The sequence below is a fragment of the Pseudarthrobacter sp. NPDC092419 genome, assembly GCF_044755045.1.
Lineage (GTDB): Bacteria > Actinomycetota > Actinomycetes > Actinomycetales > Micrococcaceae > Arthrobacter.
Genome location: NZ_JBIVQF010000002.1, coordinates 129,063 through 148,461 on the forward strand (window position 1 = coordinate 129,063; position 19,399 = coordinate 148,461).

Genomic DNA, 19,399 nt, shown 5'->3' on the forward strand with positions numbered 1-19,399 from the left:
TCCATGACCACACGACTCAAGAACGCCCCGGGGAAGGCGGTGGGGCCCGGTCTGTCGCTGGGCTCCACCGCGTCGGTCCCGGCGCTGCTGGCCAAGATCCTGGGCCTGGGCGCCGTGCTCGGTGCGGCCGTCTCGCTGACCCCGCTGCTTTTGGCCGGCGGCGAGTGGGCCATGCTGGCAGGTCTATGGGCCGGTGCTGCCGGCCTCCTCGCCGTCTACTCCACCAAACGCATGGTGCCGCTGAAGTACCTGGTTCCCGGCACCCTGCTGCTTACCGTTTTCGTGCTCTTGCCGATTCTCTCCACGGTCCAGCTCTCCTTCACCAACTCCGGTGACGGGACGCGCGGGTCCAAGGAAGATGCGGTGTCCACCATTGTCCGGAACTCCGTGACGCAGTTGCCGGACTCGAGGACCTTCAACCTCACCGTGGGCACCAAGGGTTCCGCCACCGAGGGCCCGTTTACGTTCTTCCTGGTCGAGGCGCCGTCCAACGACGTTTTCGAAGGAGACGAAAAGGGCCTCCGCCCTGCAGCGGACGACGACGTCACGGTGGACGGCGGGTACGTCCGGGCCGCGGAGGGGTACACGATCCTCACTGGCAAGGAGGTCAACGCCGCAGGTCCAAACATCAGTGCGCTGACGGTCCCCACTGACAAGGGCGCCATCCGCGCCCAGGGCATTAACCGCGCCTTCGAGGGCATACAGACCCTGACGTACGACGCCGGCGCGGACACCATCACCGATTCGGTCACCGGAAAGGTGTATACGGTTCAGCAGTTTGGTGACCGCGAATACTTCGCAGATGCCACCGGCGCCAAGGGTTTCGACCAGAGCTGGGAACGCAACGTGGGCTTCGCCAACTACGTCCGGCTCTTCAGTGATCCCCAGATCCGCGACTCCCTGCTGGGCTCGTTCGTATGGACCCTGGCCTTCGCCGTGGGTTCCGTGGGCACCACCTTCGTGGTGGGGCTGCTGCTGGCGGCCGCGTTGAACGATCCGCGCGTCCGGGGACTGAAGCTTTACCGTGCGGTGATCATCGTGCCGTACGCCATCCCGGTGTTCATCTCGTTCATCGTGTGGCAGAGCTTCTACAACAAGGATTTCGGGCTCATCAACTCCATGCTGGGCGGGGCGAAGATCGACTGGCTGGGTGATCCGTTCCTGGCCAAGGTGGCCGTGCTGCTGACCAACCTTTGGGTGGGTTTCCCGTACATGTTCCTGATTGCCACGGGTGCGCTGCAGGCGCTGCCGCAGGACATCGCCGAGGCCGCCAAGATCGACGGCGCCAGCACCTGGACCACGTTCGCCAGGGTCCAGTTCCCGCTGCTGCTCGTGGCGGTGGCACCGCTCCTGGTGTCGTCCTTCGCGTTCAACTTCAACAACTTCAACGTGATCCAGCTGGTCACCGGCGGTGGACCCTTCCCGGCCAGCGGCGGGCAGATCGGCGCAACGGACATCCTGATCAGCGGCGCCTACCGCATCGCGTTCGGCGGTGCCGGAGCCGAGTTCGGTTTCGCGTCCGCCATTTCCGTCGTCCTGTTCATTGTCACGGCAGTGCTTGCAGGCATCCAGTTCCGCTACACCACGGCCTTGGAGGATGTGCGATGACCAATCTGCTGACTGAAGCGCCGGTTGAAACCGCCCGGCCGGCCCGGCGCGGACCGTCCCGGGTCCGCAAAAACGGGCTGGAAATGCCCCGCGGCGGGCGCTGGTGGCGCGAAGTGGGATGGCGCCACGCCGTGGGCCTGGCCGGCGTCGCGTTCGCAGGCTTTCCGGTGCTGTACATCATCTCCGCCGCGTTCAACCCGCTGGGCAGTGTGGCCACCACCGAGCTGATCCCCAGCAGTTTCAGCCTGGTGAATTTCGAGACGCTCCTGGGCGGATCCAAGGGACCGTTCGGCACCTGGTACCTGAACACGTTGATCCTGTGCGCTGCGGTCTCCGTTGCCCAGGTGTTCCTGAGCACCCTTGCCGCCTACGCGTTTTCCCGGTTCCGCTTCTACGGGCGGCGCGGCGGGCTGCTGGCCCTGTTGCTGGTCCAGATGTTCCCGCAGTTCCTGGCCGTGGTGGCCCTGTTCCTCATGATCGCCAAGTTCGGCGAGGTAGTGCCGGCCATCGGGCTGAACACCCTGGCCGGGTACGGGCTGGTGCTGATGGGCGGGGCGCTGGGACAGGTCTGGCTGATCAAGGGCTTCTTCGATTCCATCCCGCATGAGCTGGACGAGGCCGCGCGGATTGACGGTGCCGGCCACTTCCGCACGTTCACCAGCGTGATCCTCCCGCTGATCCGGCCGGTTCTGGCCGTCACGGGGCTCCTGGTGTTCGTCGCGGTGATTGGCGAGTACATCCTGGCCAGCATCTTCCTGACGGACAACAGCGTTAAGACCCTCGCCGTGGGTATGTTCGGCATCATCGCCGGTGACCGCAGCAACAACCTGGGCGTCTTCGCGGCGGGATCGGTACTCATCGCCCTGCCCGTGCTCCTGCTGTTCCTCTACCTGCAGAAGTTCATTGTGGGCGGGCTGACCGCGGGTTCCGTAAAGTAGTCAGCTTGCTTATCAGTTTGTGCTTTCCTAGGCTGGACCCTGTCAGGCAAGCGAATCTCCAAGCCAAGGAGGAACCATGTCAGAACACAGCATTGCAGGCAAGAAGGTCGCGTTCCTGCTGACCGACGGCGTGGAACAGGTTGAACTGACCAGCCCGTGGCAGGCCGTGAAAGAGGCCGGCGGCGAGCCCACGCTGGTGGCGCTGAAGGCCGGCCGGCTGCAGGGCTTCAACGGCACCGACAAGGGCGACACGTTCGACGTCGACATCACCGTTGGCGAGGCAAGCGCGGGCGACTTCGACGCACTCGTCCTCCCGGGCGGTGTCGTCAACGCGGACCACCTGCGGGTGGACGGGGACGCGCAGGCGTTCGCCCGGGCGTTCTTTGAGCAGCATAAGCCGGTGGCCTCCATCTGCCACGGCCCCTGGTTGCTGATCGATGCCGGCGTCATCCGCGGCCGCAACGTCACCTCTTACCACACGCTCCAGACGGACCTGAAGAACGCGGGAGCCAATTGGTCGGACCAGGAGGTGGTGGTTGACCAGGGCTTGGTCACCAGCCGCAAGCCGGACGACCTCCCGGCGTTCAACAGCAAGCTGGTGGAGGAAATCGCCGAAGGCACCCACGCGGGCCAGACCGCTTAAGGGCCGATCCGGCCCGGTTCTGCGGGGCCAAGTGTTCCCTCAGGGTTAAGAAAAGTCCGGATGGAGGAATGACTCCTGCCGGTAGAGTGTTGGAATCTGCAGCGACGCCGATCGCGTGCCCCACTCATTACTCCCTGAGGGAACACCCATGTCTACAGAAGTCTCTTCAAACGCCTCCGGCAAGCCCGTCCAGGCCGCTGAAGCGCAGCCGTCCGCACCGGCGAAAATGTCCCGTGAATCGGTGACGGTCATCGCCACGCTGCTGGTGGCCACATTCGTGGTGATCCTGAACGAAACCATCATGAACGTGGCCCTGCAGCGGCTCATGGTGGACCTGGGCGTGGACGCCCCCACCGTGCAGTGGCTGGCCACCGGGTTCATGCTCACCATGGCAGTGGTCATACCCACCACCGGTTTCATCCTGCAAAGCCTCACCACCCGTGCAGTCTTCATGCTGGCCATGGGCCTCTTCAGCATCGGCACTGCCCTGGCCGCGGCCGCGCCGGGCTTCGAGGTGCTGCTGCTGGCCCGTATCATCCAGGCCGGCGGCACGGCCATCATGCTGCCGCTGCTGATGACCACCATCCTCACGCTGGTTCCGGTGGCAAGGCGCGGCGCTGTCATGGGCAACGTCAGCATCGCCATCTCCGTGGCACCGGCAATGGGTCCTACCGTCTCCGGGCTCATCCTGGAGCACTTCACCTGGCGCTTCATGTTCGTTTTCGTCCTGCCGGTCGCCCTCGCCGCCCTGGCCATCGGCGCCAAGTACCTCACCAACGTGGGGGAAGCTGAAAAAGCCAGGCTGGACTTCCTCTCGGTGCTTCTCACCGTCCCGGCGTTCGGCGGCCTGGTCTACGGCCTGAGCCAGATCGGCGGCGGACACGGCGGGCAGGCCGGTCCGGGCGCTGTCCCCATCGCAGCCCTGGTCATCGGCGTGGCAAGCCTGGCTGTTTTCATCCTCCGCCAGGTCCGGCTGCAGAAGTCCCAGGCGCCGCTGCTGGACCTCCGGGCCTTCAAGTTCCGGATGTTCACAGTGTCCGTGCTGCTCATGGTGGTTGCCATGATGTCGCTGTTCGGGGGAGTGATCCTGCTGCCGCTCTACCTGCAGGAGATCCGCGGGCTGGGCTCCCTGGAGACCGGCCTGTCACTGCTCCCGGGCGGACTCGCCATGGGCCTGCTGGGCCCGGTCATCGGCCGTCTCTTTGACAAGGTGGGCCCGCTCCCTCTCACCGTCACCGGCTCGATCCTCCTGGTCCTGAGCCTCTTCCAGTTCTCCAGGCTCGACGCCGGCACACCGGTCTGGTGGATCATCGTGCTGCACGTAGGCCTGAGCTTCGGCCTGGCACTGCTTTTCACGCCGGCGTTCACCACCGGCCTGAACCCGCTGCCCCCGCACCTGTATTCGCACGGATCCGCCATCATGAGCACCACCCAGCAGGTGGCGGGCGCGGCAGGAACGGCCCTGCTCGTATCCATTTTCGCGGTGGTAAGTACGACGGCGGGCCTCGTCGCCGGGATGAGCGCCGCCTTCCTGGCGGCAACCGTCATAGCCGTTGCCGCCGTCGTACTCTCCGCGATGATGCGTAAGACGGATGGCGCGGCGGTCTCCACTGCCGCCCACTGACCCGACCAGGTAGCGCTAAGTGCCGTTTTGGGGGTCCAAAACGGCACTTGCTGCTACCTAGTTGGGTTATCCGGAGTAGAAGTCGCTCAGTTCCTTGATCAGGCGGTCCGGGGCCTTAAGGACGTCGTCGTGGCCCATGCCCGGCAGGATGGTGTAGCTGGAGCCGGACAGGACGTCGTGGATCTGGCCGCATGCCACGCCAAAGTAGGCCGGGCTCTTTTCGCCCACCACGATCAGCGTTTCCAGCGGCAGCTCCAGGAACGGTTCGGCGGGCATGTCCGCGGCGATGATGGCCTTGATTTCGCGTACGCAGGTGCGCATCAGCTCACGCTGCTGCTTGCCCATCGGTGTTGCCGCCGTGAGCTTATTGGCCAGGGTCAGCATGGACAGCGGCATCCGGGAGGAGAAGGATCCGCCGGCCTCCAGGCCGCGCTGCAGGACGGCCAGGGCGCGGTCGTCATCCCCCGCCGCCACAGCGCGCTCGTATTCGGCCGTCCAATCCGCCTTGACGCTGTGGTTGACGGAAACGGCGGGGTCGTAGACCGCGAGCCGCTCCACCGGCAGGGTCCGCGCCGCGTGCAGGGCAACGGCCCCGCCGAAGCTGTGGCCGAACACGTCCGTGCTCGAGGTGTGCTTCATCACCGTGTCCAGGTCGCGGATGTCCACGTCCAGCGTGTAGTCCTCGGGCTGGGGTGAGGACGTTCCGCGGCCCCTCCGGTTGAACGTGTGCACCGGACGGCCCAGCGCCGCGCTCAGTTTTTGGGCGAACTTCGTGTAATCGGCGGCCGTGACCATGGAGGGCGGGACGACAACCACGCCCGATCCGGCCGAGGCCAGGTCCAGTCCGGTGGAGAAGAGCTCCAGAGTGCCGCCGTCGGGGGTCCTGATGTTCTCGCGCGTCATTCCCCGAGCCTAGCGGAGCAAGCTGGGTGCAGGGAGTACCCGCACCGGCAGCCGCCCGGACTCAGCCCTTGAAATACGCGGAAATGTCGGTCACCAGTTCCCCCACAGCCGCGGGGATGGACCCGTGGAAACACTTTGGGGAGAGCTGGTACGTGCTGCCGGGCACGGCCGCATGCAGCCGCTCCGCAGTGGCCTTGTAATACGAAGGGCTCTTTCCGCCGGCCATGAAGTGGGTGTTGGCCGGAAGGACGCTGAAGTCCCGGGCGTGGTCCACCTCGTTGTACGCCGCCCGGAGCTCACCCACCGCGCTGGGCATCACTTCGCGGAGCAGCCGGTTGACCTTGGTCCGGGACAGCACCGCCATCAGGCCTGCCAGGACGGGTTCCGGGATCCGGGCAATGGCCGATCCCGGGCTGGTGGCCTTCTTCATGTGCGCCAGGGCGTGGCCTACCCGGCCACGGTTCACGGCGTCCTCAAACCCGTCCAGCCAGGCGGTGTCGATGCTGCCGTCGATATTCACTGCGGCGTCGTAGACAGCGAGCTTATCCGGAATGTAACGGGTGCCGGTGAATTCCTGGACCGCGTTCAGGGCCACGGAGCCGCCCAGGCTGTGGCCCAGGATGTTCCGGGCGCCGGTAGCATCCAGGATGGTCCGCACGTCCTCGATCTCGGTTGCCATGGAGTAGTCGGGCGGCTGCGGGGAGGAGCTGCCCCGGCCCCTGCGGTCGTAGACGTCAACGGCCCACCCGTCGCCGAGGCCTTTCGCCAGGGCCACGGAAAAGGGCCGATAGATCAGGGCGGTGAGGAAAGCCCCGCCGATCAGCAGCACCCGGCGGTCTCCCGGCGCATCTTCGGTGCCGTAGCTGTACAAAGCCAGCCGGCCGCCGTCGTACGTTGGAATTTCCTGTTCTTCCACCCGTCCCATCCTAGGCGGGAACGGGGGAGCGAAGTCCCGGTAAACTTGTCCATTGTGACTTCCCAAAACACCCCCGCGCCCAAGAACGCCCCGGAACCCCTCGACGCCAGCGAGCAAATGCGGATCCGCATGGAAAAGCGCGCCAAACTCATCGAGCGCGGCACCGAGGCCTACCCGGTGGGTGTGGAGCGGACGCATTCTCTCGCCGAGATCCGGGAGAAGTACGCCCACCTCGAGGCTGACGACACCACCGGAGATATTGTTGGCGTCACCGGCCGTGTGGTTTTTGTGCGCAACACCGGCAAGCTGTGCTTCGCCACCCTCCAGGAAGGCGGCACGGACGGCAAGGGCACCCGGCTCCAGGCGATGCTGAGCCTTGCCAACGTGGGCGAGGAAGCGCTCGCCGACTGGAAGGCCCTGGTTGACCTCGGCGACCACGTGTTCATCAAGGGCGAGGTGATTTCCTCCCGCCGCGGCGAGCTCTCCGTCATGGCCGAGTCCTGGTCCATGGCCTCCAAGGCGCTCCGCCCGCTGCCCGTGCTGCACGCTGACCTGAACGAGGAGACCCGGGTCCGGCAGCGCTACGTGGACCTGATGGTCCGCGACGAAGCGCGCGAAATGGTCTACACCCGCGCCGCCATCACCCGCTCCATCCGGGAGACGCTGTTCCGCCACCGCTACGTGGAGGTGGAAACGCCCATCCTGAACCTGGTCCACGGCGGTGCCCTTGCACGCCCCTTCGAGACCCACATGAACGCCTTCGACCAGAAGATGACCCTCCGCATCGCCACCGAGCTGTACCTGAAGCGGGCCGTGGTGGGCGGGATCGACCGCGTCTACGACATGGGCCGCGTCTTCCGCAACGAGGGCGTGGACTCCACCCATAGCCCCGAATTCACCACCCTTGAGTGCTACGAGGCTTGGGCGGACCAGTTCGTCATGGCGGAGCGCATCAAGGAGATCATCCTCGACGCCGCGGATGCCGTGGGTGCCGGCCGCACCATCCAGACGGAGGCGGGGGAGATCAACCTCGACGGCGAGTGGAAGTGGCTGGCCGTCTACCCCGGATTGTCCGACGCCGTTGGGCAGGAAATCACTCCGGACACTCCCCTTGAGGTGCTTCGCGAGGTTGCGGCAAAGCACGAAGTCAAGGTCGACCCCAAGTGGGACGCGGAGAAGCTCGCGGTGGAACTGTTCGGCGAAATTGTCGAACCCACGCTGCTGAACCCCACCTTCGTCTACGACTACCCGCCGTCCGCGCAGCCGCTGGCCCGTCCGCACCGCGAGGACGGCCGGCTAATCGAAGCCTGGGACCTGATTATCGGCGGCATGGAGCGCGGCACAGCCTTCTCCGAGCTGATCGACCCCGTGATCCAGCGCGAGCGGTTGACCGAGCAGTCACGCCATGCTGCCGCCGGCGACGACGAAGCCATGCAGCTGGACGAGGACTTCCTGCGTGCCCTGGAATACGGCGCGCCGCCCATGGGCGGGATCGGCCTCGGCATTGACCGCCTGGTGATGCTGTTCACCGGCGCCGGTATCCGCGAAACCATCCTGTTCCCCCTGCTGAAGCCTGAAGGGTACTGACCGTGGAATACGTAGCTGTCCTGCTTCCCTCGATCGTGGTGGGCCTGCTGTTCTGGTTCGCCATGAAGTCGATTTTCAACGCGGACAAGGCGGAACGGCAGGCAGAAGCCAAGGCCCAGGAAGAAGCGGAAGCCCGGGCTGCCTCGCCCGAGAACCGCCCTGACGCCGATTCCCAATAGATAAGTCCATTTGTTTGCGGCCTCCATTCCGGACGGGCCATTAGCCGCTTTGACGCGTTGCCATAAAAAGGGTCATACTTTTATCGGAAACATCCTGCTTTTCTGAAAAACCACCTTTCAAAGAGGAAGGCCTTTAATGGCACAGAAAGTAAACATCGTCCTTGTGGACGATCTGGATGGGGGACCCGCAGATGAGAATGTCCGGTTCGGCCTTGACGGGACGAACTACGACATTGACCTATCGGCTGCCAATGCTGCTGAACTCCGCTCTGCCCTGGAACGCTATGTAGCGGCCGGGCGGAAGAGCTCCAGCGGTCGGACTGCCCGGACCAAAGCGCCGTCGGGGGGACGCGGCAATGAGTCTGCGCAGATCCGGCAGTGGGCCCGGGATAACGGTTACACCGTTAACAGCCGGGGCCGAATTCAGGCCGAAATCCAGGAAGCCTATCAAAAGGCAAATTCCTAGGACTCATCTGCAGTTGCGGTAAAACGCTTCAAACGATAAGCCCCGCCTCCGCCGGTTTCGGCAGGGGCGGGGCTTTCGTTTTTAGCGAAATTGGACAGGCGCCTGAATTTTTTGGTTCTGACCGGCCGAAGGATTTTGTGATGGGCAACTGTGCCGGCCGGACGCCCGGCCCGGTCCAGCCCGCCCCCGGACCTCTCACTGGTCCGGGTTTCCCCTGTGGCGAACACGCTCCCCAACGCCGGGCCCGCCACGTAGCATCAAAGTACGTCGTAGCTAGGAGTGTGGCGAAATGTTTGAGCGATTTACGGACCGTGCCCGTCGCGTAGTTGTGCTTGCCCAAGAAGAGGCACGCATGCTGAACCACAATTACATCGGTACCGAACACATCCTCTTGGGTCTGATCCACGAGGGTGAAGGTGTTGCCGCCAAGGCTCTGGAGTCCTTGAGCATTTCGCTCGACGGCGTTCGCGAGCAGGTGCAGGAGATCATCGGGCAGGGCCAGCAGGCTCCGTCCGGTCACATCCCCTTCACCCCCCGCGCCAAGAAGGTGCTGGAGCTCTCGCTGCGCGAGGCGCTGCAGCTGGGGCACAACTACATCGGCACGGAGCACATCCTGCTGGGCCTCATCCGCGAGGGTGAAGGCGTTGCTGCGCAGGTGCTGGTCAAGCTTGGCGCAGACCTGAACCGGGTCCGCCAGCAGGTCATCCAGCTGCTCTCCGGCTACCAGGGCAAGGAGACCACGGGCGCAGGCGTCGGCCAGGGACAGGCCGAAGGCACTCCCGCCGGGTCCGTGGTCCTTGACCAGTTCGGCCGCAACCTGACGCAGGCGGCGCGCGAGAACAAGCTTGACCCCGTGATCGGGCGCGAGCACGAGATGGAACGCGTCATGCAGGTCCTCTCCCGCCGCACCAAGAACAACCCCGTCCTGATCGGTGAGCCGGGCGTCGGCAAGACCGCCGTCGTCGAGGGCCTGGCCCAGGCGATCGTCCGCGGCGACGTCCCCGAGACCATCAAGGACAAGCAGCTCTACACCCTGGACCTCGGATCCTTGGTGGCTGGTTCCCGCTACCGCGGTGACTTCGAGGAGCGCCTGAAGAAGGTCCTCAAGGAGATCCGCACCCGCGGCGACATCATCCTGTTCATCGATGAGATCCACACCCTCGTCGGCGCCGGTGCCGCGGAAGGCGCCATTGACGCAGCCTCCATCCTCAAGCCCATGCTGGCCCGGGGCGAGCTGCAGACCATCGGCGCCACCACGCTGGACGAATACCGCAAGCACATCGAGAAGGACGCTGCCCTGGAGCGCCGCTTCCAGCCGATCCAGGTCAAGGAACCCTCCGTGGCGCACGCCATCGAGATCCTCAAGGGCCTGCGCGACCGGTACGAGGCGCACCACCGCGTCACCATTACCGACGGCGCCCTGGCCTCCGCGGCCAGCCTCGCCGAGCGCTACATTTCGGACCGCTTCCTGCCGGACAAGGCGATCGACCTGATCGACGAAGCCGGCGCCCGCCTGCGCATCCGCCGCATGACCGCTCCGCCGGAGCTCAAGGCCATGGACGAGCGCATCGCCAAGCTGAAGATGGAGAAGGAATCCGCCATCGACGCGCAGGACTTCGAAGGCGCCGCATCGCTCCGCGACAAGGAGCAGAAGATGATTGCCGAGCGTTCCGAGAAGGAACGCCTCTGGAAGTCCGGCGGCATGGATGACATCTCCGAGGTGGATGAGGACCTCATCGCCGAGGTGCTGGCCAATTCCACCGGCATCCCCGTGTTCAAGCTGACGGAGGAAGAGTCCACCCGCCTGCTGAAGATGGAAGACGAACTGCACAAGCGTGTGGTGGGCCAGGACGAGGCCATCAAGGCACTGTCCCAGGCCATCCGCCGGACCCGTGCAGGGCTCAAGGACCCCAAGCGGCCCGGTGGCTCCTTCATCTTCGCCGGCCCCACCGGCGTCGGCAAGACCGAGCTGGCCAAGGCCCTTGCGGAGTTCCTGTTCGGCGAAGAGGATGCCCTCATCACGCTGGACATGTCCGAGTACTCCGAGAAGCACACCGTCTCGCGGCTCTTCGGTGCCCCTCCGGGCTACGTGGGCTACGAGGAAGGCGGCCAGCTGACCGAGAAGGTCCGGCGCCGTCCGTTCTCCGTCGTGCTTTTCGACGAAGTGGAGAAGGCCCATGCGGACCTCTTCAACTCGCTGCTGCAGATCCTGGAAGACGGGCGCCTGACCGACTCCCAGGGCCGCGTGGTGGACTTCAAGAACACCGTGATCATCATGACCACCAACCTGGGTACCCGGGACATCTCCAAGAGTGTCGCCACCGGCTTCCAGTCCGGCACCGACACCCAGACCGGCTACAACCGCATGCGGGCCCGCGTGACGGAGGAGCTCAAGCAGCACTTCCGCCCCGAGTTCCTGAACCGTGTGGATGACGTCGTGGTGTTCCCGCAGCTGACCCAGGACGAGATCATCGAGATCGTGGATCTGTTCGTCACCCGGCTGGAGAAGCGCCTCAAGGACAAGGACATGGGCATCGAGCTCACCAAGGAAGCCAAAGTGCTCCTGGCGACCCGTGGCTACGATCCCGCCATGGGTGCCCGGCCGCTGCGCCGCACCATCCAGCGCGAGATCGAGGACCAGCTCTCCGAGAAGATCCTGTTCGGCGAGCTGCACCCCGGCGACATCGTGGTGGTGGACGTCGAAGGCGAAGGCGACGACGCCAAGTTCACGTTCGCAGGCAACGCCAAGCCGCGCATCCCGGAGATCGCACCCAGCGTCTAACCAGCGCCTGCCAAAAGCCCCGCCACTCCGCAAGGAGCGGCGGGGCTTTTGGCTTGTGGGGCCGGCGGCCAGGCGGCGAACTAGGATGGGCCTGTGACTGACTCGTTCCGCATCCGGCCTGCCCGTACCAGCGATGTGTCCGCCATCAAGAAGCTGGTGGCGCCGCTGGCCGACCAGCGGATCCTCATGGCTAAGGAGACGGTGGCGTATTACGAGAGCCTCCAGGAGTTCCGGATCGCTGAGTCGGACGACGGCGACGTGATTGGCTGCGGGGCCCTGCACGTCATGTGGGAGGACCTGGCCGAGGTCCGCACTCTGGCAACCTCGCCGGACTGGCGCGGTAAGGGCGTCGGGCACGTCCTGGTGGAGAGCCTGCTGGAGGAGGCCCGGGCGTTAGGAGTTAAACGCGTCTTCTGCCTCACGTTCGAGGTGGGCTTCTTCACCCGGCACGGCTTCTCGGTGATGGCGGACCAATCGGCCGTGGACCCGGAGGTCTACTCGGAACTGCTCCGCTCACACGACGAAGGTGTGGCGGAATTCCTGGACCTCGCCCGCGTGAAGCCCAATACCTTGGGAAACACCCGCATGATCCGGATGCTGTGACGCTTGACTTGTGTTATTCGACTCGCTGGATAAACTGTGGGTGGCCGCGATGGGGGGCCCGCGAAAAGGGACAGTCATTGGGGGCTGTCCCTTTCGCGTAGCCGCGGGTGACCCCGGGATAAACGGACCGATCGGGCGTTCCCGGTGTGTTAGCGGCGGCCGCCGGGGGTCCGGCTAATAAACTCGGGGGCATGGAACGGCTGGAGCTCGAAAACGCCACGGAGATCGAAGTGCTTGACGGACAGATATCCGTCGAGGAGCTCCTGGCTGAGCTGGGCTTCGAATGGCGTGCCGGGACCACCCCTGGCGGAACCAACGCGCCGTTCAGCCAGCCGGCGCTCTTCTAACAGCGAGCCTTCGCCCGTCAGCCCTCCCGCGCGCGCAGGCCGTCCCGGTCCAGGATCACGGACGCGTCCAGGAACCGTCCGCACTGTTCCCCGAAGGGGTAATTCGCCCGGGGACGGAACGTCAGCGTGCGCACCGGCAGCGCCGAGCCGTCGGTGGCTGTGACCGTGGCCGTGACGTCGATGACCGACTCGGTCAGGACATCCATCATGAGCGAACCCACCTTGGTGCCGTCGGGGGAGGACGTCGCTGAGCATGCGCCGTAGGCATCGCAGCCCTGGTCGATGGACGCGCTGCCAGGGCCCAATTCGAGCTCCCCTTCCTTGCAGTTCCCGTCCTGGCACGCTTTCAGGTGCAGGGACCTGACCTCGGGGGCGTAGTCTGCCGCGACCGTCACCGCAACCACGGTCGCCTGGGCGATGGCCGGGCACGGCGGGGCGTAAGGCTCGCACGCGGTGGCGAGTCCCGCCGTCGTCATTAACGCGATCAGCAGCCTTGGCCTGCCCATACCTTCAGCGTAGGACTGCCGCGGACGCCCGTCGAGGGTTGTCAGGCAGGCAGCCGGTAGCCCCCGCCGTCGAGCTCGGCAAGTCCGTCCGCGACCAGCCCGGCCAGCGCACGGTCCAGCTGTTCCGGGGCCGTGTTGAGCCGGTGGAGAGCCACGAGCGGCACGCCGATTCCCTCGGGCGCAAAGCCCAGGTCCGCCGGTTCCTGCCGGAACATCTCCGCTGGAACCGGCGCCTCCGCCAACCGCAGGACCGCCATCACGGCGCCGCGGACCTGTCGGTCGGTGCCGTGCCACGCCTGGCCCTTGGGAACGTACGACGGCGGCGGCTCACCTGCAGCGAGCCACGCACAGGAGTGCCGCACCGGGCAGTCGCCGCACCTTGGCGCACGGGCGGTGCAGACCAAAGCGCCCAGCTCCATGACCGCAGCGTTCCAGCGCACGGAGGCGCCGTCGTCGTCCGGTAAAAGCGCGGTGGCCAGGCGCATCTCCGCGGCGGTGAGGGCAGGGGCGGGCAGCGCTGCTCCGGAAACCAGCCGGGCGTGGACGCGGCGGATGTTGGTGTCCACCACAGTCTCCCGGCGGCCAAAGGCGAACGCCGCCACGGCCGCCGCGGTATAGCTGCCAACACCCGGCAACGCGAGCAGTTCGGTGTAGTTTCCGGGCACCTCGCCGCCGTGGTCGTGCACGATGGCGGACGCCGCCGCGTGCAGCCGGAGCGCGCGGCGCGGATAGCCCAGCCGGCCCCAGTGCCGCACGGACTCCCCGGAAGGTTCGACGGCGAGGGCAGCCGGGGTGGGCCAGCGGCGGAGCCATTCCTCCCATACCGGGAGGACACGGACCACCGGTGTTTGCTGCAGCATGATTTCGCTGACCAGGACGCCCCAGGGAGAGCAGGAGGCATGCCGCCAGGGGAGGTTGCGCGCGGTCCTGGAGAACCAGGCGGTGATGTCCTCGTGCAGGCGGGCCAGGTGGTCAGGGTCAGGCTCAGAGCCAGGAGCCGCGGCGGCAGGCGTGGTGGAGGGCGTGCCGGCGGGCGCGGAGGTGTCCGCGGGAAGGGCGGTGTGAGTGTCGATTCCAACACTGTAATGGATCGCTCCCGGCCGCCCGAAAACCGGGTCTCCCGGGGGCGGAAGCAGCCGATGTGACCAGCGCAATGGTCCGCCCCGGCGTGGTCCCGGGGTTGAATGCGTGGTGACTCTTTAGCCTAGGAGGATGGGACGGGAAGGCACTTCACCAGCACGGGGCAAGGCGGGCTCTGGATCATCCGCGGTACGGAAGCCGAGCGCTGCCGTGTACCGCCGGCGTCGGCTGTTCCTCGGGGGTGTGCTGCTGGCGATCGTCGCAATGGTTGTTGGCGGCATGGCTGCCGGCGGAGCCTTCGACGGGCGTGAACAGGTGTCCTCAGCCGGCCAGGCATCGCCTTCGGCTGCTCCCTCGGCCTCATCGGCGGCAACCCCGACACCCACTCCCACGCCTTCCTGCGACCAGAAGCTGGTGACTGTCACGGCCGCCACGGACAAGCCTGCCTACGGTCCGGACGAAAAACCCTTGCTCACCCTCAAGGTCACCAATGGCGGAAAGATGCCGTGCAAGGTCAACATCGGCACGTCCCAGATGGAATTCCTGGTCACCAGCGGCGAGGACCGCATCTTCTCCTCGCGCGACTGCCAGGCCAGGAGCGAGGACCTGATCAAGGAGATCGCGCCGGGCGCCAGCGAAACTGCCAACTTCCCGTGGTCGCGGAACCGTACTGTCGAAGGGTGCCGGGCGATCGATGCGAAGCCGGGTGCCGGCGGCGCGTACTACGTGTTCACCGCGAAGCTCGGCGCCAAGACCAGCCCCAAAGCGGTCTTCCAGCTCAACTGATTCCCAGCAACCGATGGGGTTAGAGGAAGCGGTCCAGCAGGCTCGCTTCCGCCATGCGGCTCAGCCCTTCGCGGACTGTCCGGGCGCGCTGGTCGCCGATGCCGTCAACGGTCATGAGGTCGTCGATGGTGGCGGCCATGAGGAACTGGAGACCGCCGAAGTGGTCCACCAGCCGGTCTGCAACGGCCTTCGGCACGGCCTTGAGCCCGGACAGCAGCCGGTAGCCGCGCGGCTGGACCACGGCATCGAGTGTTTCCACCCCGCCGGCGAAGCCGATGATGCCCGAGATCTTGCCCAGGTCGATCAGCTCGGTGGGTCCCAGGTTCATCAGTGCATTGACGGCGCCCTCGATGTCCTCCGGAGTGGCATCCGGCCCGGCGTAGTCGCGGATCACGACGTCGCTGCCCGGGCCGCGCCCCGCCGTCAGTTCGTCCAGCTGGAGGGACAGCAGCCGTCCGTCCTCGCCGAGTTCCAGGACGTACTGGGAGATCTCTTCGGAGATCCGCCGCACCATTTCCTGCCGCTGCAGGGTCACGGCAACGTCCCGGACGGTGACCATTGCCTCGATTTCCAGGGCGGAGAGGGAGCTGGTCACCTGGTCCAGCCGCGACCGGTAGCGTTCCAGCGTGGCCAGGGCCTGGTTGGCGCGGGCAAGGACCTTCTCGGAGCCCTCCAGGACGTGCCGCAGCCCGTTCACGTAAAGGGCGATGATCTGCATGGACTGGCTGACGGAGATCACCGGAACCCCGGTCTGGATGGCGACGCGCTCGGCGGTCCGGTGGCGGGTGCCGGACTCGTGCGTCTCAATGCTTGAGTCCGGGACCAGCTGTACGGCGGCGCGCAGGATGTTCCCGGCATCCTTGTCACAGATGATGGCGCCGTCCATTTTGGCCAGTTCCCGCAGCCGCGTGGGGGAGAAGTCGATCCCGATGTCGAAACCGCCGGAGCAGATCGAATCGATGGTCCGGTCAGAGCCGAGCACGATCAGCGCGCCGGTGCGTCCCCGCAGGATCCGCTCCAGGCCGTCGCGCAAGGGGGTACCGGGTGCCACCCTGCCCAGAGTCGCCTTGAGCGATTCTTCGGGGCTCCGCGCCATAGGTGTTCCCTTCAAAGGTGCGGACCGCCGCCCGCAGGAATGCCGGCTTCGGTGCTCCGCCGGCAGGATTCAAAAGTGCTCTGATTCCCGCAAGCACCATGATAGAGGTAAGAGGGCCTGTTTTCCGCATGTTCATGCGCCAAAGTGCCCCATCAGGCGGTGCGGCAAACAGCTTCAGGAACGCGTCCGACGGCGGACGGCGGCACCCGCATTTCGCTGCGGTTCACCCTTTGGTAGAGCCAGCCGGGGCAGCTTGTCGCGCAGCGCACGCTCGCAGGGTTTTTCGATGTATGTGTGGGCAAGCCATGCGATGCCCGCCGCAGAGATCAACGCGGGCAACGCGAGCTGCCATGGGAGGCCCTGTGCCCACCGGTTGACCAGGACACCGACCGTACCCAGGACAAGGTAGTGGACCATATAGAACGCGAAGGAGAGCTCGCCGAGCCTGACCAGCCGTGGTGAGGTTAGCAGGCCGCTGGCGCCGGCGATTTCCCGCCGTGCAGCTGTCCAGATCAGGGCAACAATGGCTGGAAGCATGAGCGATTGGTAAACCCACCAGGGGCCCACGTGTGCGCTCGCTGCGAGGACGGTGAGCATGGTTCCTGCAGTGGCGAGGCCCGCTACCAGAAGTTGCGTCCGGTGGGCAGGGGCATAACCCGACTTGAGGAGCAACGCTAGAGCCACCCCGATGATGAACTCAAGAATCCGGTACGGCGGAAAGTTATAGGTGAAGAACTGCGCTGCCCACGTGTTGACCTGTGTTCCCAGAATGACCTGGAACGCAGTTCCCGCTGCAGGTTGCAGAACGCCCAGGAAGACGATGGCGCCCAACAGTTCGCGGGTGCTGAAGCGACGCATTCTCGCCACAAGTGGGGGCAGGAGGAGGTAGAAGAAAGCTTCCGCTGAGAGTGACCACGCGACGGGGTTGAACGATGGTGCTGACGAGGGCCACCAGGCCTGGAGTAGGAACAGGCTGTGAAGGAAGGACACCCCATTCGAATTCGGTGCCACTGGGATCAGTGCAGCGACGGCGAGCGTGGCTGCACTGAGGGGGAAAAGCTTGGCAATGCGGTTCCGGAAGAAGGTTCCAACGCCGTTGTCGGCCGCTCCTGCCCAGGTGAGGACGAAGCCGGACAGTACGAAGAAGAAGCTCACACCGACAAAGCCGACATTCAGGAGAGGGACCGCGTAAAGGCCGAATGCGTGCATGAGCGCCACGGCTGCCGCGGCAAAGAACCTCAGGCTCGTCAGGGAGTTCAGCCGCGCGCCCCTGCCTTCAACCCCTCCAACGGCGAATCCCGCTGCCGCGGTGGCAGTACGGGCTCCGCGCGGTACAGCCGTGTCGGCGGAAGGATTCATGAGGGGACTACTTTCGGGGATGCGTGACGGAGGGCGGGTCCCCGGTCGAGCTGACAACAGGGGGACGCTCGCTGTGCCCTTTAAGGCTAAGTGAAACGTCACGCCTCCAGTGGGCTAAGAGGGACAGGAATGCCAAAGGACTTAGCGAGGATTTCCGCAGGAAGTCGCCGCCGCCTGTGTGCCGGAACGTTAAGCCGCCCGGCCCGCCGTCGTGGTTTGTGCCCCTGCGATAAACTGGATGCTTGGCTGTTTGGCAGCCTGTATCCCCGGCCGCAGGTAAGAAACCCCGCGGCCGCAGTGCCCTGGGCGCGGCTCCATGAAGGCGCTCCGGGCAGCCCCAACCGCAGCGAAGGTAGCACCGTGTCCCAAGATGTCCTGACTCCCGCCCGGATCAATGCGATTCACAAAGAGGCCGGCCGCCGCAGGACCTTCGCTGTCATTTCGCACCCGGACGCCGGCAAGTCCACCCTGACGGAGGCGCTCGCCCTGCACGCGAAGGTGATCGGCACCGCCGGCGCCTCCAGCGGCAAGGCCAACCGCAAGGAAACCGTCTCGGACTGGATGCAGATGGAGAAGGACCGCGGCATCTCCATCAGCTCGGCGGCCCTGCAGTTTTCCTACCGGGACACCGTCATCAACCTGCTGGACACCCCCGGCCACGCCGACTTCTCCGAGGACACCTACCGTGTGCTGGCGGCCGTGGACTGCGCCGTAATGCTCGTGGACGCCGCCAAGGGCCTGGAGACGCAGACCATGAAGCTGTTCGAGGTCTGCAAACAGCGCAACCTGCCCATCATCACCGTCATCAACAAGTGGGACCGGCCCGGCCTGGACGCCTTGGCCCTGATGGATGAAATCACCGAGCGGACCGGCCTGCAGCCCATGCCGCTCACCTGGGCCGTAGGCATCTCCGGCGACTTCCGCGGCGTCTGGGACCTCCGCAACGACCGATTCGCCCGCTTCCAGCGCAACAACGCCGGCGCGCAGATCGCCATCACCGAGTACTTCAGCCCCGAGGAAGCCGCCGCGGACCAGGGCAGCAACTGGTCCGACGCGGTGGACGAGGCCGGGCTGGTCATCGAGTCCAACCTGGAGTTCGATACCGAGGCGTTCCACGCCGGCCAGGCCACCCCCATCCTGTTCAGCTCCGCCGCCCTGAACTTCGGTGTCAAGGAACTGCTGGACGCCCTGGTGGACTTCGCCCCGCCTGCAGCACCCCGCCCGGACGTGGACGGCACCCCGCGCCCGGTGGAGGCGCCCTTCTCCGGCTTTGTCTTCAAAGTCCAGGCCGGCATGAACAAGGCCCACCGCGACCACGTCGCCTTCATTCGCGTCTGCTCCGGAGTGTTCGAACGCGGCATGGTGGTCACCCAGACCCGCACCGGCAAATCCTTCGCCACCAAGTACGCCCAGCAGGTGTTTGGCCGCGAACGCGAAGTCATCGACGAGGCCTACCCCGGAGACGTCGTCGGGCTGGTCAACGCCTCCTCCCTGCGCGTGGGCGACAGCCTCTTCCTTGAAGAACCGGTCGAATTCCCGGCCATTCCGCTGTTCGCACCGGAGCATTTCCAGGTGGCCCGCTCCAAGGACCCGAGCAAGTTCAAGCAGTTCCGCCGCGGTATCGAGCAGCTCGAGCACGAGGGCGTCATCCAGCTGCTCCGCTCCGACCTCCGCGGTGACCAGGCGCCGGTGCTCGCCGCCGTCGGACCCATGCAGTTCGAGGTGGTGGAGGACCGCATGGCGCACGACTTCAGCGCCCCCATGCGCCTGGAGCGACTGTCCTACTCCCTCGCCAGGATTACGACGGCGGACGCGATGCCTGCGCTGGCGAACGTGCCGGGCGCTGAGGTTCTTTTGCGGTCAGACGGCGAATACCTCGCCCTCTTCACCGACGTATGGGCGCTGCGCCGGATCGAAAAGAACCACCCCGACCTCACCCTGGTGCCCATCGGCACCCACAACCCCGCGAAGTAGGG

The 19,399-nt window shown here is 65.7% G+C and carries 18 protein-coding genes; 12 read left to right on the forward strand and 6 right to left on the reverse strand.

Annotated elements, in window-relative coordinates:
• Positions 1–3 precede the first annotated feature (3 nt).
• From ACIQC0_RS03945 to ACIQC0_RS03960, 4 genes are all read left to right on the forward strand, one after another.
• Positions 4–1,608 (forward strand): ABC transporter permease subunit, encoded by a 1,605-nt coding sequence (locus ACIQC0_RS03945; RefSeq protein WP_400532774.1) that lies wholly within the window; start codon positions 4–6, stop codon positions 1,606–1,608.
• Complete coding sequence (locus ACIQC0_RS03950) at positions 1,605–2,546, forward strand: sugar ABC transporter permease (RefSeq protein WP_400532776.1); 942 nt, start codon at positions 1,605–1,607, stop codon at positions 2,544–2,546. Before ACIQC0_RS03945 ends, ACIQC0_RS03950 begins: the two co-directional genes overlap by 4 nt.
• A 76-nt stretch (positions 2,547–2,622) precedes the next feature.
• Positions 2,623–3,189, forward strand: a complete 567-nt coding sequence (locus ACIQC0_RS03955; protein WP_377216518.1) for a type 1 glutamine amidotransferase domain-containing protein — start codon at positions 2,623–2,625, stop codon at positions 3,187–3,189.
• A 148-nt stretch (positions 3,190–3,337) separates the two neighbouring features.
• Positions 3,338–4,813, forward strand: a complete 1,476-nt coding sequence (locus ACIQC0_RS03960; RefSeq protein WP_400532778.1) for a DHA2 family efflux MFS transporter permease subunit — start codon at positions 3,338–3,340, stop codon at positions 4,811–4,813.
• 66 nt (positions 4,814–4,879) lie between these two features.
• Here the strand turns inward: ACIQC0_RS03960 and ACIQC0_RS03965 are convergent, their stop codons facing one another.
• Together ACIQC0_RS03965 and ACIQC0_RS03970 are read right to left on the reverse strand one after the other, a co-directional pair.
• A complete protein-coding gene (locus tag ACIQC0_RS03965) occupies positions 4,880–5,716 on the reverse strand; it encodes an alpha/beta fold hydrolase (RefSeq protein ID WP_377216520.1) in 837 nt (278 codons plus the stop codon).
• Between the two features lie 61 nt (positions 5,717–5,777).
• Positions 5,778–6,641, reverse strand: a complete 864-nt coding sequence (locus ACIQC0_RS03970) for an alpha/beta fold hydrolase (RefSeq protein WP_400532780.1) — start codon at positions 6,639–6,641, stop codon at positions 5,778–5,780.
• A gap of 45 nt (positions 6,642–6,686) precedes the next feature.
• Between ACIQC0_RS03970 and lysS the strand changes: the two genes are divergently transcribed.
• The 6 genes from lysS to ACIQC0_RS04000 all read left to right on the forward strand — a co-directional run bounded on the left by lysS (position 6,687) and on the right by ACIQC0_RS04000 (position 12,596).
• Positions 6,687–8,219 (forward strand): lysine--tRNA ligase, encoded by a 1,533-nt coding sequence (gene lysS, locus ACIQC0_RS03975; protein WP_400532782.1) that lies wholly within the window; start codon positions 6,687–6,689, stop codon positions 8,217–8,219.
• A 2-nt stretch (positions 8,220–8,221) separates the two neighbouring features.
• Complete coding sequence (locus ACIQC0_RS03980; RefSeq protein ID WP_377216523.1) at positions 8,222–8,398, forward strand: hypothetical protein; 177 nt, start codon at positions 8,222–8,224, stop codon at positions 8,396–8,398.
• A 136-nt stretch (positions 8,399–8,534) separates the two neighbouring features.
• Complete coding sequence (locus ACIQC0_RS03985; RefSeq protein ID WP_377216524.1) at positions 8,535–8,864, forward strand: Lsr2 family protein; 330 nt, start codon at positions 8,535–8,537, stop codon at positions 8,862–8,864.
• Between the two features lie 289 nt (positions 8,865–9,153).
• On the forward strand, positions 9,154–11,646 hold the full coding sequence (locus ACIQC0_RS03990) for an ATP-dependent Clp protease ATP-binding subunit (RefSeq protein ID WP_377216525.1): 2,493 nt from the start codon (positions 9,154–9,156) through the stop codon (positions 11,644–11,646).
• A gap of 93 nt (positions 11,647–11,739) precedes the next feature.
• Entirely contained in the window at positions 11,740–12,249 is a 510-nt protein-coding gene (locus ACIQC0_RS03995; protein ID WP_377216526.1) for an amino-acid N-acetyltransferase, read from the forward strand.
• Between the two features lie 191 nt (positions 12,250–12,440).
• Positions 12,441–12,596, forward strand: coding sequence for a hypothetical protein (locus ACIQC0_RS04000; RefSeq protein ID WP_377216527.1), 156 nt, complete (start codon positions 12,441–12,443; stop codon positions 12,594–12,596).
• A gap of 17 nt (positions 12,597–12,613) precedes the next feature.
• Here ACIQC0_RS04000 and ACIQC0_RS04005 read toward each other — a convergent pair whose 3' ends face one another.
• The gene (locus ACIQC0_RS04005) at positions 12,614–13,102 is read right to left on the reverse strand and encodes a hypothetical protein (RefSeq protein ID WP_400532785.1); all 489 of its coding nucleotides are present in this window, start codon (positions 13,100–13,102) and stop codon (positions 12,614–12,616) included.
• 41 nt (positions 13,103–13,143) lie between these two features.
• The gene (locus tag ACIQC0_RS04010; protein ID WP_400533266.1) at positions 13,144–14,070 is read right to left on the reverse strand and encodes an A/G-specific adenine glycosylase; all 927 of its coding nucleotides are present in this window, start codon (positions 14,068–14,070) and stop codon (positions 13,144–13,146) included.
• 244 nt (positions 14,071–14,314) lie between these two features.
• Here ACIQC0_RS04010 and ACIQC0_RS04015 point away from each other — a divergent pair, with 244 nt between their 5' ends.
• Positions 14,315–14,968, forward strand: a complete 654-nt coding sequence (locus tag ACIQC0_RS04015) for a hypothetical protein (protein WP_377216530.1) — start codon at positions 14,315–14,317, stop codon at positions 14,966–14,968.
• Positions 14,969–14,987: 19 nt separating this feature from the next.
• Here ACIQC0_RS04015 and disA read toward each other — a convergent pair whose 3' ends face one another.
• Together disA and ACIQC0_RS04025 are read right to left on the reverse strand one after the other, a co-directional pair.
• On the reverse strand, positions 14,988–16,064 hold the full coding sequence (disA, locus tag ACIQC0_RS04020; RefSeq protein ID WP_377216531.1) for a DNA integrity scanning diadenylate cyclase DisA: 1,077 nt from the start codon (positions 16,062–16,064) through the stop codon (positions 14,988–14,990).
• A 174-nt stretch (positions 16,065–16,238) separates the two neighbouring features.
• A complete protein-coding gene (locus ACIQC0_RS04025) occupies positions 16,239–17,423 on the reverse strand; it encodes an acyltransferase family protein (protein WP_400532788.1) in 1,185 nt (394 codons plus the stop codon).
• Between the two features lie 360 nt (positions 17,424–17,783).
• Here ACIQC0_RS04025 and ACIQC0_RS04030 point away from each other — a divergent pair, with 360 nt between their 5' ends.
• A complete protein-coding gene (locus ACIQC0_RS04030) occupies positions 17,784–19,397 on the forward strand; it encodes a peptide chain release factor 3 (protein ID WP_400532790.1) in 1,614 nt (537 codons plus the stop codon).
• Positions 19,398–19,399 lie beyond the last annotated feature (2 nt).

Coding starts and splice junctions, on each gene's coding strand:
- ACIQC0_RS04005 (WP_400532785.1), bottom strand. CDS start 13,102: ATGGGCAGGCCAAGGCTGCTGATCGCGTTAATGACGACGGCGGGACTC.
- ACIQC0_RS03960 (WP_400532778.1), top strand. CDS start 3,338: ATGTCTACAGAAGTCTCTTCAAACGCCTCCGGCAAGCCCGTCCAGGCC.
- ACIQC0_RS04025 (WP_400532788.1), bottom strand. CDS start 17,423: ATGAATCCTTCCGCCGACACGGCTGTACCGCGCGGAGCCCGTACTGCC.
- ACIQC0_RS04000 (WP_377216527.1), top strand. CDS start 12,441: ATGGAACGGCTGGAGCTCGAAAACGCCACGGAGATCGAAGTGCTTGAC.
- ACIQC0_RS03970 (WP_400532780.1), bottom strand. CDS start 6,641: ATGGGACGGGTGGAAGAACAGGAAATTCCAACGTACGACGGCGGCCGG.
- ACIQC0_RS03985 (WP_377216524.1), top strand. CDS start 8,535: ATGGCACAGAAAGTAAACATCGTCCTTGTGGACGATCTGGATGGGGGA.
- ACIQC0_RS03945 (WP_400532774.1), top strand. CDS start 4: ATGACCACACGACTCAAGAACGCCCCGGGGAAGGCGGTGGGGCCCGGT.
- ACIQC0_RS03955 (WP_377216518.1), top strand. CDS start 2,623: ATGTCAGAACACAGCATTGCAGGCAAGAAGGTCGCGTTCCTGCTGACC.
- ACIQC0_RS03990 (WP_377216525.1), top strand. CDS start 9,154: ATGTTTGAGCGATTTACGGACCGTGCCCGTCGCGTAGTTGTGCTTGCC.
- ACIQC0_RS04015 (WP_377216530.1), top strand. CDS start 14,315: ATGGGACGGGAAGGCACTTCACCAGCACGGGGCAAGGCGGGCTCTGGA.
- ACIQC0_RS03965 (WP_377216520.1), bottom strand. CDS start 5,716: ATGACGCGCGAGAACATCAGGACCCCCGACGGCGGCACTCTGGAGCTC.
- disA (WP_377216531.1), bottom strand. CDS start 16,064: ATGGCGCGGAGCCCCGAAGAATCGCTCAAGGCGACTCTGGGCAGGGTG.
- ACIQC0_RS03950 (WP_400532776.1), top strand. CDS start 1,605: ATGACCAATCTGCTGACTGAAGCGCCGGTTGAAACCGCCCGGCCGGCC.